The sequence below is a fragment of the Limnobacter sp. genome (genome assembly GCF_046297615.1).
Classification (GTDB): Bacteria; Pseudomonadota; Gammaproteobacteria; order Burkholderiales; family Burkholderiaceae_B; genus Limnobacter.
Genome location: NZ_JBKBHM010000003.1, coordinates 155,740 through 169,398 on the forward strand (window position 1 = coordinate 155,740; position 13,659 = coordinate 169,398).

General features: G+C 56.5%; 12 protein-coding genes. 6 read left to right on the forward strand and 6 right to left on the reverse strand.

Going from position 1 to position 13,659, the window contains the following annotated elements:
- The first annotated feature begins 2 nt into the window (after positions 1–2).
- From ACK4FF_RS07905 to ACK4FF_RS07915, 3 genes are all read left to right on the forward strand, one after another.
- Complete coding sequence (locus tag ACK4FF_RS07905) at positions 3–656, forward strand: hypothetical protein (protein WP_409707048.1); 654 nt, start codon at positions 3–5, stop codon at positions 654–656.
- 94 nt (positions 657–750) lie between these two features.
- The gene (locus ACK4FF_RS07910) at positions 751–1,422 is read left to right on the forward strand and encodes a hypothetical protein (RefSeq protein WP_409707051.1); all 672 of its coding nucleotides are present in this window, start codon (positions 751–753) and stop codon (positions 1,420–1,422) included.
- Positions 1,388–2,041 (forward strand): hypothetical protein, encoded by a 654-nt coding sequence (locus ACK4FF_RS07915; protein ID WP_409707054.1) that lies wholly within the window; start codon positions 1,388–1,390, stop codon positions 2,039–2,041. Before ACK4FF_RS07910 ends, ACK4FF_RS07915 begins: the two co-directional genes overlap by 35 nt.
- A 75-nt stretch (positions 2,042–2,116) precedes the next feature.
- Here ACK4FF_RS07915 and ACK4FF_RS07920 read toward each other — a convergent pair whose 3' ends face one another.
- The 5 genes from ACK4FF_RS07920 to ACK4FF_RS07940 are packed head-to-tail and all read right to left on the reverse strand — an operon-like array spanning position 2,117 to position 8,729.
- Positions 2,117–2,434, reverse strand: a complete 318-nt coding sequence (locus tag ACK4FF_RS07920) for a DMT family transporter (protein ID WP_409707057.1) — start codon at positions 2,432–2,434, stop codon at positions 2,117–2,119.
- Complete coding sequence (locus tag ACK4FF_RS07925; protein ID WP_409707060.1) at positions 2,434–5,538, reverse strand: efflux RND transporter permease subunit; 3,105 nt, start codon at positions 5,536–5,538, stop codon at positions 2,434–2,436. Before ACK4FF_RS07925 ends, ACK4FF_RS07920 begins: the two co-directional genes overlap by 1 nt.
- Complete coding sequence (locus tag ACK4FF_RS07930; RefSeq protein WP_409707063.1) at positions 5,535–6,626, reverse strand: efflux RND transporter periplasmic adaptor subunit; 1,092 nt, start codon at positions 6,624–6,626, stop codon at positions 5,535–5,537. Before ACK4FF_RS07930 ends, ACK4FF_RS07925 begins: the two co-directional genes overlap by 4 nt.
- Positions 6,627–6,630: 4 nt before the next feature.
- The gene (locus tag ACK4FF_RS07935) at positions 6,631–8,043 is read right to left on the reverse strand and encodes an efflux transporter outer membrane subunit (RefSeq protein WP_409707066.1); all 1,413 of its coding nucleotides are present in this window, start codon (positions 8,041–8,043) and stop codon (positions 6,631–6,633) included.
- Positions 8,040–8,729: a TetR/AcrR family transcriptional regulator gene (locus tag ACK4FF_RS07940; RefSeq protein ID WP_409707069.1), complete on the reverse strand. Its 690-nt coding sequence runs from the start codon at positions 8,727–8,729 to the stop codon at positions 8,040–8,042. Before ACK4FF_RS07940 ends, ACK4FF_RS07935 begins: the two co-directional genes overlap by 4 nt.
- A 210-nt stretch (positions 8,730–8,939) precedes the next feature.
- Here ACK4FF_RS07940 and ACK4FF_RS07945 point away from each other — a divergent pair, with 210 nt between their 5' ends.
- Entirely contained in the window at positions 8,940–9,284 is a 345-nt protein-coding gene (locus ACK4FF_RS07945; protein WP_409707072.1) for a hypothetical protein, read from the forward strand.
- 65 nt (positions 9,285–9,349) lie between these two features.
- Here ACK4FF_RS07945 and ACK4FF_RS07950 read toward each other — a convergent pair whose 3' ends face one another.
- Positions 9,350–11,554, reverse strand: a complete 2,205-nt coding sequence (locus tag ACK4FF_RS07950; protein ID WP_409707075.1) for a TonB-dependent receptor family protein — start codon at positions 11,552–11,554, stop codon at positions 9,350–9,352.
- Between the two features lie 94 nt (positions 11,555–11,648).
- Here ACK4FF_RS07950 and ACK4FF_RS07955 point away from each other — a divergent pair, with 94 nt between their 5' ends.
- Positions 11,649–11,987, forward strand: coding sequence for a hypothetical protein (locus ACK4FF_RS07955; RefSeq protein WP_409707078.1), 339 nt, complete (start codon positions 11,649–11,651; stop codon positions 11,985–11,987).
- A gap of 176 nt (positions 11,988–12,163) precedes the next feature.
- The gene (locus ACK4FF_RS07960) at positions 12,164–13,633 is read left to right on the forward strand and encodes a porin (RefSeq protein ID WP_409707081.1); all 1,470 of its coding nucleotides are present in this window, start codon (positions 12,164–12,166) and stop codon (positions 13,631–13,633) included.
- Positions 13,634–13,659 lie beyond the last annotated feature (26 nt).

The window sequence follows — 13,659 nt, forward strand, 5'->3', positions numbered from 1 at the left end:
CGATGAACAACGCAAAACAGCTTTTGACTTGGGCTAAACAGCACTGGTTTTTTTCTGTGCTGCTGGTGGTGCTGACTTATGCTGGTGCTTGCCAAGCCATCGATTACCTCACGCCAGCCAAAGAAATCGCGCTGATCATCGGTGAGCCCTGGAAGGACATGCAGGCGCGCTCCACGGCAACAATCGGTGATGAGATTCCTGGCCACAATTGGTATCGAGAACCCAAGCAACTTGCTTACCTTCGTTTCGCGGATACCCAGTACAGCTTCGTCACTCCTCCCGCGAAATTTTTTACTGTCTCCTTTGACAGCAAGGGGAAAGTTGAGTTTATCCGTATATCCCCGCAAGTAGAGCCCCTTCCCCTTCAAGATGCTCTCAACATCATTTTGAACCTGCAAGACCAATGGAGAAAGTCGGGCTGGGACTTGGATGACCCCGTTGGATTTCCAGCTTACGAGAACAGTCCAAAGTGGATTGAGGAGCTAAAGAAATGCACAGCGGACAGTACCTATTGGGATGCCGGAGAAAAGTATGAGTTGATGGTGGTGGCCACATGCTATGAAGACAAACGCTATCCAAATGAACAGCGGTATCTTGTCACCATCTCTATGGGTCCATACGACAAAGATGTGGAAAGGCCTTTCCGCAAGCGATGAAATTCACCATCCGTGAAATTTCGCAAGGCAGCCCGATCCGATGAACAAGGCACGACGGATTTTGAGTTGGGTTAAACAGCACTGGTTTTTTTCTGTGCTGCTGGTGGTGCTGACTTATGCCAGTGCTTGCCAAGCCATCGACTACCTCACCCCACCCAAGGAAATCGCATTGATCATCGGTGAGCCCTGGAAAGACATGCAGGCGCGCTCCACTGCACAAATCGGTGATGACATCCCCGATGAAATTTGGTTTCGAGAACCCATTGACCGCGCATACCTTCGTTTCGCAGATCCTCAATACGCCTTTACCACACCGCCCGCGAAGTTTTTTGCAATCGGTTTTAATCGAGGGAGGATTGACAGTATCCGTATATCCCCCCAAGTAGAGCCCCTTCCCCTTCAAGACGCCCTCAACATCATTTTGGACCTGCAGCACCAATGGAGAAAATCGGGCTGGGACTTGGATGACCCCGTTGGATTTCCAGCTTACGAGAACGCCCCGTTTTGGATAGATGCGCTAAAAAACTGCCGGGCAAGAACTACGCAATGGGATGCCGGAGAAAAGTATGAGTTAATGGTTGTGGCTACATGCTATGAAGACAAACGCCATCCGAATGAACAGCGCTACTTGGTGACGATTTCCATGGGCAAGTACGACAAAGGTCTGGAAAGGCCTTTCCGCAAGCGATTAAATTCACCATCCGTGAAATTTCGCAAGGCAGTCCAATACGATGAACAACGCAAAACAGCTTTTGACTTGGGCTAAACAGCATTGGTTTTTTTCTGTGCTGCTAGTGGTGCTGACTTATGCCGGTGCTTGCCAGGCTATCGACTACTTGACTCCGCCCAAAGAAATCGCGCTGATCATCGGTGAGCCTTGGAAGGACATGCAGGCGCGCTCTACGGCAACAATCGGTGATGAGATTCCTGGCCACAATTGGTATCGAGAACCCAAGCAACTTGCTTACCTTCGTTTCGCGGATACCCAGTACAGCTTCATCACTCCACCCGCGAAATTTTTTACAGTCTCCTTTGATGGCAAGGGGAAAGTTGAGTTTATCCGTATGTCCCCCCAACTGGAGCCCCTCCCCCTTCAAGACGCCCTCAACATCATTTTGAACCTGCAGGACCAATGGAGAAAATCGGGCTGGACTTTGTTCGATCCTGTGGACTACCCAGCTTACGAAAATAGCCAAAAATGGATTGATGAGCTTAAGAATTGCTCTGCAAGTAGCACGCACTGGGATGCGAGCCCGAAGTATCAGTTGATGGTGGTTGCAAGCTGCTATAAGGACAACCGCCATCCGAATGAACAGCGTTACTTGGTGACCATTTCTATGGGTAAGTACGATGCAGGATGGGAGCGCCCCTCAAGAAATCAATGAAATCCACCATTCGTTAAATTTCGCAAGGCAGGTCAACCCGAGTATCAAGCACCGACGGGCCTCACATATATTTGTTTAAGACCCCACCTTCAACGTCACCACCCCCGCAATAATCAGCGCCACACCGATGTATTTGGTGAGCGAAGCCGCATCCCCGAAATACCAGACACCGACCACAAAGGTGCCTGCTGCGCCAAGCCCGGTCCAAATGGCGTAAGCGGTTCCTATGGGGATGGTGCGTTGGGCCATCCACAAGAGAAAGCCGCTGATGACCATAAACAACACCGCCACGGCAATGCCCACCACTCGGGTTTCGGGTTGCTGGGCAATTTTCAACCCCACGGGCCAGCCAATTTCAAAAAGGCCTGCGAAAATCAGGTAAATCCAAGCCATTACAGCGCTCCATCAGCCTTTGCAGAACCACGCACCCACAACCTTTTTGCTTTGCCCAAAAAGCCCTCGAGGTCGTCCATTAAGGTATACACCACAGGCACCACCAACAGGCTGAGGAAGGTTGAGGTGATCAAACCACCAATCACGGCAATGGCCATGGGGCTGCGGAAGCTGTTGTCCGCACCGCCCAGGCCCACCACAATGGGCAGCATACCGGCGATCATGGCAATGGTGGTCATCACAATCGGTCTGGCTCGCTTGTGACACGCGTCGATGAGGGCGTCGAAGCGGCTCATGCCGCGTTCTTGGCGGGCCACGATGGCGTATTCCACCAGCAGGATGGAGTTTTTGGTGGCAATACCCATCAGCATGATCAAGCCAATCAGCGAGGGCATGGAGAAACTTTTCCCCGCCACCAACAGCGCCACGAAAGCCCCACCCAGGGACAGTGGCAACGCGGCCAGAATGCTGAACGGTTGAATGAAGTCGCGAAACAGCAGTACCAGCACCACAAAAATACAGACAATGCCGGTGAGCATGGCCAAGCCGAAACTGCTGAACAATTCGGCCATCACTTCGGCGTCGCCCACGTCTTGCTGCTTCACGCCCATGGGCAGGTTTTGAATGGCGGGCAGTTTCTGCACCGCCGCCGTCACTTCACCCAGTGGCAGGCCCGACAATTCAATTTCAAAGGTCACGTTGCGCGAACGGTCGTACCGGTCGATGACGGCGGGGCCTGCATTGCTTTGAATATCAGCCACCATGAACAAGGGCACAGCACCAATGGCTGGGTTGCTGGACGGCACTTTGAGGTTGCGCAAGGCGTCCACTGAGCCACGCGCCTGTTCATCCAAACGCACCAGCACGGGCACTTGCCGCTGGGCCAGGTTCATTTTGCTGAGGGCGGCGTCGTAATCACCCAGTGTGGCCACGCGCAGGGTTTCACCAATGGCTTGGGTGCTCACCCCATACTCCGCCGCTTTGGCCAGGTTGGGGCGCACCCACAGCTCGGGCCGCACCAGGGCCGCGCTGGACGCAACAGACCCCAACCCCGGAATGGACCGCAAGTCACGCTCCACATTCTGGGCTGCCTCAGCCAGTGCTTTCCCGTCTTCACCGGTCAACACCAGCACATACTTTTCGCCTGACCCGCCCAAGCCCACTTTGAACCGGGCACCGGGCAAGTCTTGCAGGGCTTCCCGCATTCCGCGTTCAATCACCTGCTTGACCACCTCACGTTCTTGCCGACTGTCCAGCAGAATGGTCAGCGTGGCTTTGCGAACCTCGCCACCGCCAAGGCTGGCGAATGGGTCCGAGCCCGCCGCACCCGCACCAATGGTGGTGTACACGCTGCGCACGTGCGGCACTTTCATCACCAACTCGCGGGCACGCTCGGCCGCCTGGGTGGTTTGGCTTAACGTGGTGCCCGGCTGAAGTTCAATGTACACCTGGCTTTGGGACACGTCGTCGGGCGGCACAAAGCCTGCGGGCAGCAAGGGCACCAAGGCCATGGAGCCCACAAAAAACAGGGCCGTGAAGACACAGGTGAGCAGGCGGTGCTTCAAACACCAACGCACCCACACCAGGTAACGGCGCATCACTGGCCCGTCCTCAGGCTCGTCGTGGCTGGGTGCGGCCTTTAGCATGTAAGCCGCCATCATGGGCGTCAGCAGCCGAGCAACCACCAAGGAAGCAAACACGGCGATGGCGGCTGTCCAGCCGAACTGTTTGAAGTATTTGCCTGCAACACCACTCATGAATGCGGTGGGCAAGAACACGGCAATCAAGGTGAAGGTGGTGGCGATCACTGCCAAACCAATTTCGTCTGCGGCTTCGCGGGCGGCTTCCATGGGTGTTTTGCCCATGCGCAGGTGGCGAACAATGTTCTCCACTTCCACAATGGCATCGTCCACCAAGATACCCACCACCAGCGACATGGCCAGCAAGGTCACCACGTTCAAAGAAAAGCCGAGGTAGTACATGCCCATGTAAGTGGGAATGACAGACAGCGGCAGCGCCACTGCCGACACAAAGGTGGCACGCCAGTCGCGCAGGAACAGCCACACAACCACCACCGCCAAAATGGCCCCTTCGTACAGCATGGCCATGCTGGCTTCGAATTCATCTTCAATGGGGGTGACGAAGTCAAATGCTTCGGTCAGTTCCACGTCGGGCCGTTGCGCCAGCAATTCGGTCAACGCCGCTTTCACGCCTTGCCCCACTTCAATTTCACCGGCCCCACGGCTGCGCGTGATTTCAAAACCCACCACCGGTTTGCCATTGAGCAGCGCTGCACTTCGGCGTTCGGCCACAGTGTCGCGTATGTCGGCCACATCGCCCAGCACCAGTGTTCGACCGCCGCTGATGGCCAGCGGAAAACGGCGAAGCTCGTCGGCATTGCCCACGGTGGCCAGGGTGCGCAGCGGTTGTTCGATGGTGCCGAAGTTGGCACGCCCGCCTGCTGATTCAAGCTGAGTGGCCTTCAGTTGGCGAGATACATCGGCCGCAGTAATGCCATAGGCCAGCAGGCGTGCCGCATTCAGTTCAACCTGCACTTCCCGGGTCACCCCACCCACCCGCGTCACGGCCCCGACGCCTTTCACGCCCAACAATTTACGGGTGATGTTGTTGTCCACAAACCAGGACAACTCTTCTTCATCCATTTGGTCGGAACGGATGGTGTATGCCAGTATCGGCGCACCGGTCAGGTCGAGTTTGTTGATGACTGGGTCGCGCAGTTCGCCCGGCAAGTCGGCCCGAACACGGGACACGGCTGAGCGCACATCGTCCACAGCCTCTTGCGTGTCTTTCTCCAGACGGAACTCGATCATCAAGCTGACCAGCCCATCCTGAATTTTTGTAGTGATGTGCTTGACCCCTTGCAAGGTGGCCACGGAGTTTTCGATTTTTCGGGCAACGTCGTTTTCAAGTTGCGACGGGGAAGCCCCGGGCAGGCTGGCGCTGACCATGACGGTGGGCAAGTCGATGTCGGGGAAGTTCTGAATTTTCATGAACTTGAACCCGGCGTAACCCGCCAGGGTCAACATGAAAAACAGCATGATCGCCGGGATCGGATTTCGGATGGACCACGCAGAGACGTTCATTGAACCACCTTCACCAAGTCACCGTCCGCCAGAAAAGCCACACCCGACTGCACCACTTGGTCGCCAGCGGTCAGGCCTGAACGCACTTCCACCCAATCCCCCTGCCGCGAACCCAACTGCACTTTGATGCGCTGTACACGGTTGGTTTGTGTGTTGACTTTGTACACGGCACTGAAGCCATCGCGTTCCACCACCGCTGTGGCAGGAATGGCCAAGCAGGGTTGCTGACCCAATTCCAATTGGCCGCTGACATAGGCCCCTGCCCTTAGGCCTGTTGCGGTAGAAGGGAGGTCTACATAGACCAAGCCAACACGCGCTTGGCTGTCCACAGCGGGCGACACAGCACGCACAGTGCCTCGAATGGATTGGGCATCCAGCCGAACCACCGCAGCCTGCCCTTTGCGAACACGGGCCAGGTCGCCGTCGCTTAACTCGGCCCGCCATTCAAGGCGGCCACGGCGAATCAGCCTGAAAAACTCTTCGCCGGGGTTGGCAATTTTGCCGACCACCAAGCTGCGTGAAGACACCACCCCGTCGTCCGGTGCCAACAGGCGGGTGTTCTTCAGCCTCAGCTCCTGCTGGGCCACCTGGGCTTGGGCGGACTTAAGCCGGGCCAGGGCCAGCTTCTCATTGGCAAAGGCTTGGTTGATTTGCTGCTGGCTGAGTGCACCCGGTGCATCCAGTTGGCGAACCATGTCGGCTGTGGCGCGCAGGTCGTCCAGGTTGGCTTGTGCTTCCATCAGGGTGGCCTGTGCAACCGCCAAATCTGCACGCACCGAGTCGTCTTCCAGACGGGCCAACACTTGGCCTTTCTTCACAACCTGCCCCACTTCCACACCAATCTCTTCCACCCGAAGGCCGCTGGTCAAACTGCCAACCACCAGTTCCTGCCAAGGGGCCACAGCACCATTGGCCTGAATGGACACTGTGAGGTTTCTGGATTTGGCCTCAGTCAATTGCACTGACAGTGCAGGTTTGACGGCGGCTTTGGGATTGGATGTGTCTGCATTCACCGCCGACACACCCGCCCACAGCAAACCCAAACCGAGGACACAAAGGGTACGCGGTGAATAAGAAAACTGCTTCATGTGTTTACTCCGAATAAGCCCAAGTGCCGCCCAAAGCGCGATGCAGATTCAGCATGGCGAGAATTTGAGCAGCCTGATTTTGATTGACCTGCCGCTGGGCGGCCCATTGGTTGCGACGGTCCTGCTCAAGGTCAAGGCCATTGATGAGCCCCACGGTGAACTGCTGTTCTGAACGGCGGGTTTGCGCAAGCAAGTCGCGTTGATAGGTTTGAAGCACCTTGGACTGTTGGTCCTGTGAGTTCAGGTCCACCAAGGCCTGTTCGACTTCCTTCACAGCGTCACGCACTTTGGCTTCAAGCTCTTGTCGAGCCAGTTCATAGGCGGACTTGGCGGCTTCAATGCTGGCCTTGCGTCGGCCACCATCGAACACGGGCAGCGACACGCTGGGCCCAATGCTCCATGCGCGGTAGTTGAATGAACCGAATTGGGCGCTTTCAAACCGGGTGGGGGCGATGCTGCCACTCAGGCTAAGGCGGGGGTATCGGGCGGCTTGCTCTGCACCCAAGTCTGCACTGGCGGCATCCACGGCCCACAACAAGGCACGCACATCTGGCCTGTTGGACAAGGCATCGGCAGGCACCACAACCACGGGTGCAACCGTAGCCTTGGGCAGTAGCCCATGGGCGGGCTTGAGCAAGGCGCGCAGTTCGCCTTCAGGGTAGGCGCTCAAAGCCACCAGCGCTTTCACCTGTGCGTCGCAGCTGGCTTGTTGTTGGGTGACTGCGTTGTCGTAATCCACCACCTGTGACTTGAACTTCAACACATCGCTTTCGCTGCGCAAGCCAACAGCGCGGGTTTTTTCAAGCGCTGACAACACAGTCTTTGCCGAGGCTGACTCTTGCTTCAGCATGTCCAACTGTGCCTCGCAGAGGCGGCGCTGCACCAACAGGGACGCAGTCTCGGAGCGAAGCGACTCCTGCACCTGAGCCATCAGGTTGACGTTTTGTTGAAGACGGGCCAGGGCCGCCTCAGACTGGCGTGCAATCAAACCGAAGAGGTCAAGTTCCCAACTGGCCTGAAACCCGGCCTGCGATTGGTTGCTGATGAACACGTTGCCCAGAAAGCCTGATGCGCTGCGGTTGAACGAGGCATTGGCATTCAGTTGCGGCAAAGCGTTGGCTTGGCTACTGGTGAGCGCAGCCCGCGCCGTGGCCACGTTGTTTTTGACCTGCGCCAGGCTGGTGCTGTTGGCCAACACACGCGCTTGCAGGGCGGCCAATAGTGGGTCTTCAATGGGTTGCGCTGTGGGGGTGCTGCTTGCGGTTTGGGGAACAGGCGACGCCAACCACGCAGCGGGCACAGCCTGCGCAGGCAATGCGGCCTGTGGCTTGGTGGCTGGCCGCTGAAAATGGCTGCAGGCGGACAAGGCCAGCAACAAGGCCACACTGCCCAGCACAGCATAAGGACGCCACTTCATTGCGCACCCCCTTGGGCTGACAGGCTGGCCAGCAAGTCGCCAGGCACGGGCAAACCACGCCGCAGGTACTCGGCGTGGACCATACCCAAGCCATACCCAGCCAAACGTTGCACCAACACATCCACCGCCCGGCGGGACTTCAGCACCGCAGGGCAAAAAGCATCGACCAAGTCCTGACCAATCATGTAATGCACGGCAATGCCCACCAGGGAGAACGCAAGGCGGTGCACATCCAAATCGGGTTTCTCCAAGCCGAAACGGCGGCTTAGCGCATGAACCAGCATGTGGTGATGGGGGCGAATCTCCGCGTCGATTTCCTGTTCCCAAGCCCCGGTGGGCTCGATCATTTCCCGAAAGTGCAGTTTCATCACCAGCCGCAGGGTTTCACCATGCTTCAAGGGCTCAAGAAACGCCTTGTACAGAATCTCCAAGGCTTGCTGAAGGCTGTGCGTTTCAAACAGGTCGGGGGGTGGGGTTAAATCAGCACCCGACAAAGGCTCGGTGTACGCGGCCCGGTACAGCCCGGCTTTGTCGCCAAAGTAGTAGCGAATTGAGGAAATATTGGTGTTGGCACGGTCGGCAATTTCCCGCGTAGAGGCGCTTTCAAAGCCCTTTTCCGCAAAAATTTCAAGTGCCGCTTGAACCAGTGCAGCGCGCACATTCACAGGCGTAGCGCTTCGAGTCATGTGAATCTCTAAATCAATCGATTGATTAAATGTATCAAACGATTGATTAAAGTTCAACACCCTCCCTTCATTTGTTCATCTTCTGTTCACACAACCATCGGCCTTTGTTCATGGGAATGCGGTGGGTGCTGTCAGTTCACCCACCCACAATGCTCTTAACGACAAGGTTGTCGCTACACACCCCAAACTGAGATTCACAAGGAGAACATCATGGTTGTACGTACATTGGGCACACTGCTGATCGCATTTTCGACCATGGGCGTTGCTCACGCCTTTGGCACACCGAATGGTGACGGCACTTACCTGCCACCCCCCAAGGCGAAATCCACACTGAAGCGCGCTGATGTGGTGTCGAACATTCCGGCCGACCGTGGCTTTCAAGGCGACGGCACGGTGAAGTCAGCCGAAGCACCGCTGAGCAAAGTCAGCCGTGATGAAGTGCAGCGGAAAATGGACAATTACGAATTTGTGGGCACAGGTGACGGCACCACCGCCACCCCGTGGGTCAGGAAATCCAGCCCAACCGCAACGGCCACAGCGAGCCAAGCCCAGTAAGCGCGTAACCGCTCTGTGCGCAGGAACCCGCCCCCTCACCCTGGGCGGGTTTTTGTTTTGGGCAGCTAGAACTGGTAGCGCACTCCAAATTGAATCAACCGAGGCACTGCCGTCAAAATGCCCCGGGTGCGGTCAACGATCGCCACAGTATCCAGCAGGTTTTTGGCAACGATGAAGGCCGTGGTCGAGGTGTCTACTTTAATGTTCACCGACGCATTCCAAAGGGTATTGGCGGGTATTTCACCCCGTTGCCCGTCCGGGCTTGAAGCCACGGTGTTGGCAAAGTCAGAAAACTGACGGCCAATGTGCTGGGCTTCGAGTTCTGTCGCCACCCACCCTTGCTCGTAGCGCAACGCGGCGGTCAAGGTGTGTTCGGGCGCGTAGGGCTGACGACGACCCGCAAAGCCCACTGCGCTGCCATCGACCACGCTACGAAATGCGGTGCTCTGACGGGCCTCGGGTAACCAGGTGTAGGCCACTTTGCTGCTCCACCCCTGGGCAATGATGCTCTTGAGGTCCAACTCAAACCCCTGAAACAGCGCCTGGCCTTGTGATAGCGGGGTACTGCCGCCAGCGATGGAACCCACAGCGATCAGATTGTCGAAATCATTTCGAAAGACCGTGGCGTTCAGCCAGCCGTTGTCCCCCAGCTTGCCCTTGGCACCCGCCTCAAACTGAACAGACTCCTCGGCATCCACCTCGGTGACGGTGCCCGAGACGCCGATCAAATCCTCCACACGTGGCGGTGCAAAACCACGATGCACACTCGCAAACGCAGTCCACTTTGGGTTCAGCCGCCAATCGGCACTCAAGCCGGGCAACACCGCTTGTAGGCTTGTTTGCCCTCCTGTGCCGTTAAGCCTGTTGGTTCGCCGAACGTCAATCGACTCGTGGCGCACAATGGGTGTCACACTCACAGGGCCCCAATCAAACCGTTGGGACAAAAAGAAAGCGAAGGCTGTGGTTTCGCGGGCGTTGTTTTCAGACAGCGCCCCAGTGCGTGCGTTGGGGCCAAGGCCATTGACCTGCTGACGCGATTGCGTCTCCACATGCGCTTTCAAGCCCAACTGAAACTCGCCCAAGCTGTTCTGCGCGATCAGGCGAGGCTCAACACCCCAGGTTTCATAAAACCTTAAGCGCCCTTGAACGGAATTGCAGACCCCGGGGTCAACCACATCGCCTGCCAAACGGGCTTGGTTGAATGCAGGCCCACATTGGGCATCCTGACTGCTGCTGGCTTGCCGCCACCAATCGCGGTCAAATTGGGAGTAATACACGCTACTGGTCAATGTGGTCTGCGAGTCCAGCAAAAAGTCATGCGTAGCCGACAAGCCCGTCCGGAAAATTGAAAACTCGTCGTTTCTGAAGGGGTTGTAACGCGGCCCTTGCCGCTCGAATTCCGCTTGAGTCAAACCTGCGTAGGTGACTGTGGACTGCTCTTCATACAGGTTCGCGCGCAGGGTCAACGCATGTTGATCATTCAAGGCTGCCGTGTACTTCAGGTTTAAATCATCAAGTTGATGCCGCGTGTTGTCGCGCGCACCGTCACCAGCCTTGCGGGTGAAATCAGCCGCGAACCCCCCGTTGCCCCAGTTCATTCGCAGATTCTTGAACCCTCGGTTACCAGCGGCCATCTGGACATAGCCGCCGGGCGCTTGGCGCGCCTCAGGCGTCACATAGTTGATCACGCCGCCGATGGTCTGTGGACCAAAACGCAGGGTGTTGGCGCCTTTGAGCACTTCAATCCGGGCGTATCGGTCAATCGGTGGGTGGTAGTAGCTGGCGTTGTCACCATACGGCGCATAGGCCAAAGGAAGCCCGTCTTCAAGCAAGGTCACTTTGGTGGAACGTGTTGGGTTCAAACCCCGGAAACCGATGTTGGGCCGCAGACCAAAGCCTTCCTCATCGCGCACATTCAAGCCTGGAACTTTTCGCAAAGCCTCATTGACGGTGAAGGCCCGGGACCGATCAAGGTCCGCCTGCTGCAGTACTTGCGCATTGCCCAACGGTTCAGCGTCACCACCGATTGCAATCACTTGAACTGTGGCCAACGGTTTGGGCTCAACGGGTGGCTCATTGGCGTGTGCCAAGGTGCAGGCCAGCATCGCTGGGGTTACACCCAAGCAGCTCCGCAACCACTTGTCTTTGTTAACGCCAATCATTCCCATTTCTTTTCTCATCATTTGAAGAAACGGGGACACGATATCAAAGCTCAACCAAGCCGGGTTGACGTTCACTTTCTGTTCATACAACGCATGTCTGACATTCATGAAACTGCGCAGCGTTCAGTCAGCCAGCAATCGCAGAATGATCTCAACGACAAACGTGTCGTGAACTGAAAATCAACCACCAAGGAGTAACACCATGATCACACGCACTGTAAGCACACTGGCCCTGTTGATGGTCACCATGGGTACAGCCCACGCTTTCGGAACACCCAACGGCGATGGCACCTACCTGCCACCGACCAACTTGAAATCCAACCTGACCCGCGCTGAAGTGCTGGCCCAAGTGCCTGCAGACCGCGGATTCCAAGGCGACGCCACAGTGGTGACGTTCGAGGCCCCCCTGAGCAAGGCCAGCCGTCAGGAAATGCAGGCCAAGATGGATCAGTATGAGTATGTGGGTGTGGGCGACGGCACAGTCATCACTCCATGGGTTCGCAAGTCTGACAACAGCTCCTTTGCCAAGTCCGCACGCTGATGCGTGAGGCACGGCCCGGGCCTTGAGTCCACCTTCCACTCAAGGCCCGGCTTTTTGTTCATCTCGCGTTCATCTAGAGTAGCTCCGCCTTTCATCTGTTCATATTCGCACTGTAACAGGACTGCAACACACTCTCCTCACGCAGATTTTTCTGTATTCGCTTGAGGATGAAACGAATGAAAGCAGTACGAACGACACTGTCCTGGGCTGTTGTGTGCAGTCTGGGCATCACCGCAGCCAGCCCCCTGCTGGCTTCCGACCTTGAACTGTATGTAGACACCCGCACCAAGCAGATTTTTGCTGAGCCCGGTGAAGGCCGCGTACCCATGGGCAAGTTTCGCGCTGTGGACAATGCAGCCCCTGCGTCAGCACCACAAGCTGCCCCTGTGAGCAAGCAGGAGATACTTGCGGAAGTTGACAAAAAAATTGCCGACAACAACTCCAAAACACAAGCCTCAGGCATCAAGATTCGTGGCTATGTGCAAGCGCGCTATTCAACCCTGGTCGGTGGTGACAAAGCCATCGACCTGTGGACCGACCGTTCGGTGGGTGACACGAATTCCCTGTCCAACAACGTTGACAACTTCCTGATTCGCAGGGGTCGTCTGGTGTTCCAAGGCGACATTGGCGACAAGTTCAGTTACTACATTCAACCGGACTTTGCATCCGCCGCGGGCACCGGCAACAACAACTTCTTCCAGCTGCGCGACGCCTACGGTGACATCGCACTGGACAAGGAAAAGGTTCATCGCTTCCGGGTGGGTCAATCCAAAGTGCCATACGGTTTCGAAAACCTGCAATCCAGCCAGAACCGCCTGACACTGGACCGTGCAGATGCCTTGAACAGTGCGGTCAGGGATGAGCGTGACACGGGTGTGTTCTATTACTACACCCCCACTGAAGTGCAGAAGCTGTTTTCGGAGATCTCCAAAGCAGGCCTGAAACACTCTGGCAACTATGGTCAGTTTGCTCTGGGCCTTTACAACGGCCAGGGCTCGAACCGGCGCGACACCAACGACGGGCTGCACACCGTGGCCCGCTACACACAGCCTTTTAAAACAGCGTCAGGCCAGTTCTATGAGTTTGGCATTCAGGGCTACACCGGCAAGTTTGTGCCCACCACCGGGGCGTTTCGCACTGCGGCGAACGTGAACACACCGGGCACCAACACCACCTCAGTGGCCAACAATACCAACGACCCGCGCCTGCGTGACGGCTTCGATGACCAGCGTGTGGGGGTGTCGGCGGTGATGTATCCACAACCCTTCGGCCTTCAAGCTGAATGGAACTGGGGTAAAAGCCCAGGCCTTGAGAATGACACTCGCCTGATTGACGACCGTGACATTTCTGGCGGTTACGTTCAGGCCATGTACCTGCACAAAACGAACGGTTATGGCAATGTGCTGCCCTTCATCAAGTGGCAGTATTTTGATGGCTACAACAAGGCGGAGACCAATGCACCCAAGAACGAGGTGAATGACATCGAGCTTGGTGTGGAATGGCAATTGAGCAAAGAAGTGGAATTGACTGCCGTGTATCACATGATGGACAGAACCAACATTGTGACGGGTAACCGACTGGGTCGGGCTGACTATGCCAACTTCACCAGCGATGCACTGCGCTTGCAGGTTCAGTACAACTTCTGATCAACACCTGCTGAATGCTCAAGGGC

What these genes read in the sequence shown, in the direction of transcription:
- ACK4FF_RS07915 (WP_409707054.1), top strand. Translation starts at nt 1,388, where the DNA reads ATGAACAACGCAAAACAGCTTTTGACTTGGGCTAAACAGCATTGGTTT.
- ACK4FF_RS07960 (WP_409707081.1), top strand. Translation starts at nt 12,164, where the DNA reads ATGAAAGCAGTACGAACGACACTGTCCTGGGCTGTTGTGTGCAGTCTG.
- ACK4FF_RS07930 (WP_409707063.1), bottom strand. Translation starts at nt 6,626, where the DNA reads ATGAAGCAGTTTTCTTATTCACCGCGTACCCTTTGTGTCCTCGGTTTG.
- ACK4FF_RS07945 (WP_409707072.1), top strand. Translation starts at nt 8,940, where the DNA reads ATGGTTGTACGTACATTGGGCACACTGCTGATCGCATTTTCGACCATG.
- ACK4FF_RS07925 (WP_409707060.1), bottom strand. Translation starts at nt 5,538, where the DNA reads ATGAACGTCTCTGCGTGGTCCATCCGAAATCCGATCCCGGCGATCATG.
- ACK4FF_RS07940 (WP_409707069.1), bottom strand. Translation starts at nt 8,729, where the DNA reads ATGACTCGAAGCGCTACGCCTGTGAATGTGCGCGCTGCACTGGTTCAA.
- ACK4FF_RS07950 (WP_409707075.1), bottom strand. Translation starts at nt 11,554, where the DNA reads ATGAATGTCAGACATGCGTTGTATGAACAGAAAGTGAACGTCAACCCG.
- ACK4FF_RS07905 (WP_409707048.1), top strand. Translation starts at nt 3, where the DNA reads ATGAACAACGCAAAACAGCTTTTGACTTGGGCTAAACAGCACTGGTTT.
- ACK4FF_RS07955 (WP_409707078.1), top strand. Translation starts at nt 11,649, where the DNA reads ATGATCACACGCACTGTAAGCACACTGGCCCTGTTGATGGTCACCATG.
- ACK4FF_RS07935 (WP_409707066.1), bottom strand. Translation starts at nt 8,043, where the DNA reads ATGAAGTGGCGTCCTTATGCTGTGCTGGGCAGTGTGGCCTTGTTGCTG.
- ACK4FF_RS07920 (WP_409707057.1), bottom strand. Translation starts at nt 2,434, where the DNA reads ATGGCTTGGATTTACCTGATTTTCGCAGGCCTTTTTGAAATTGGCTGG.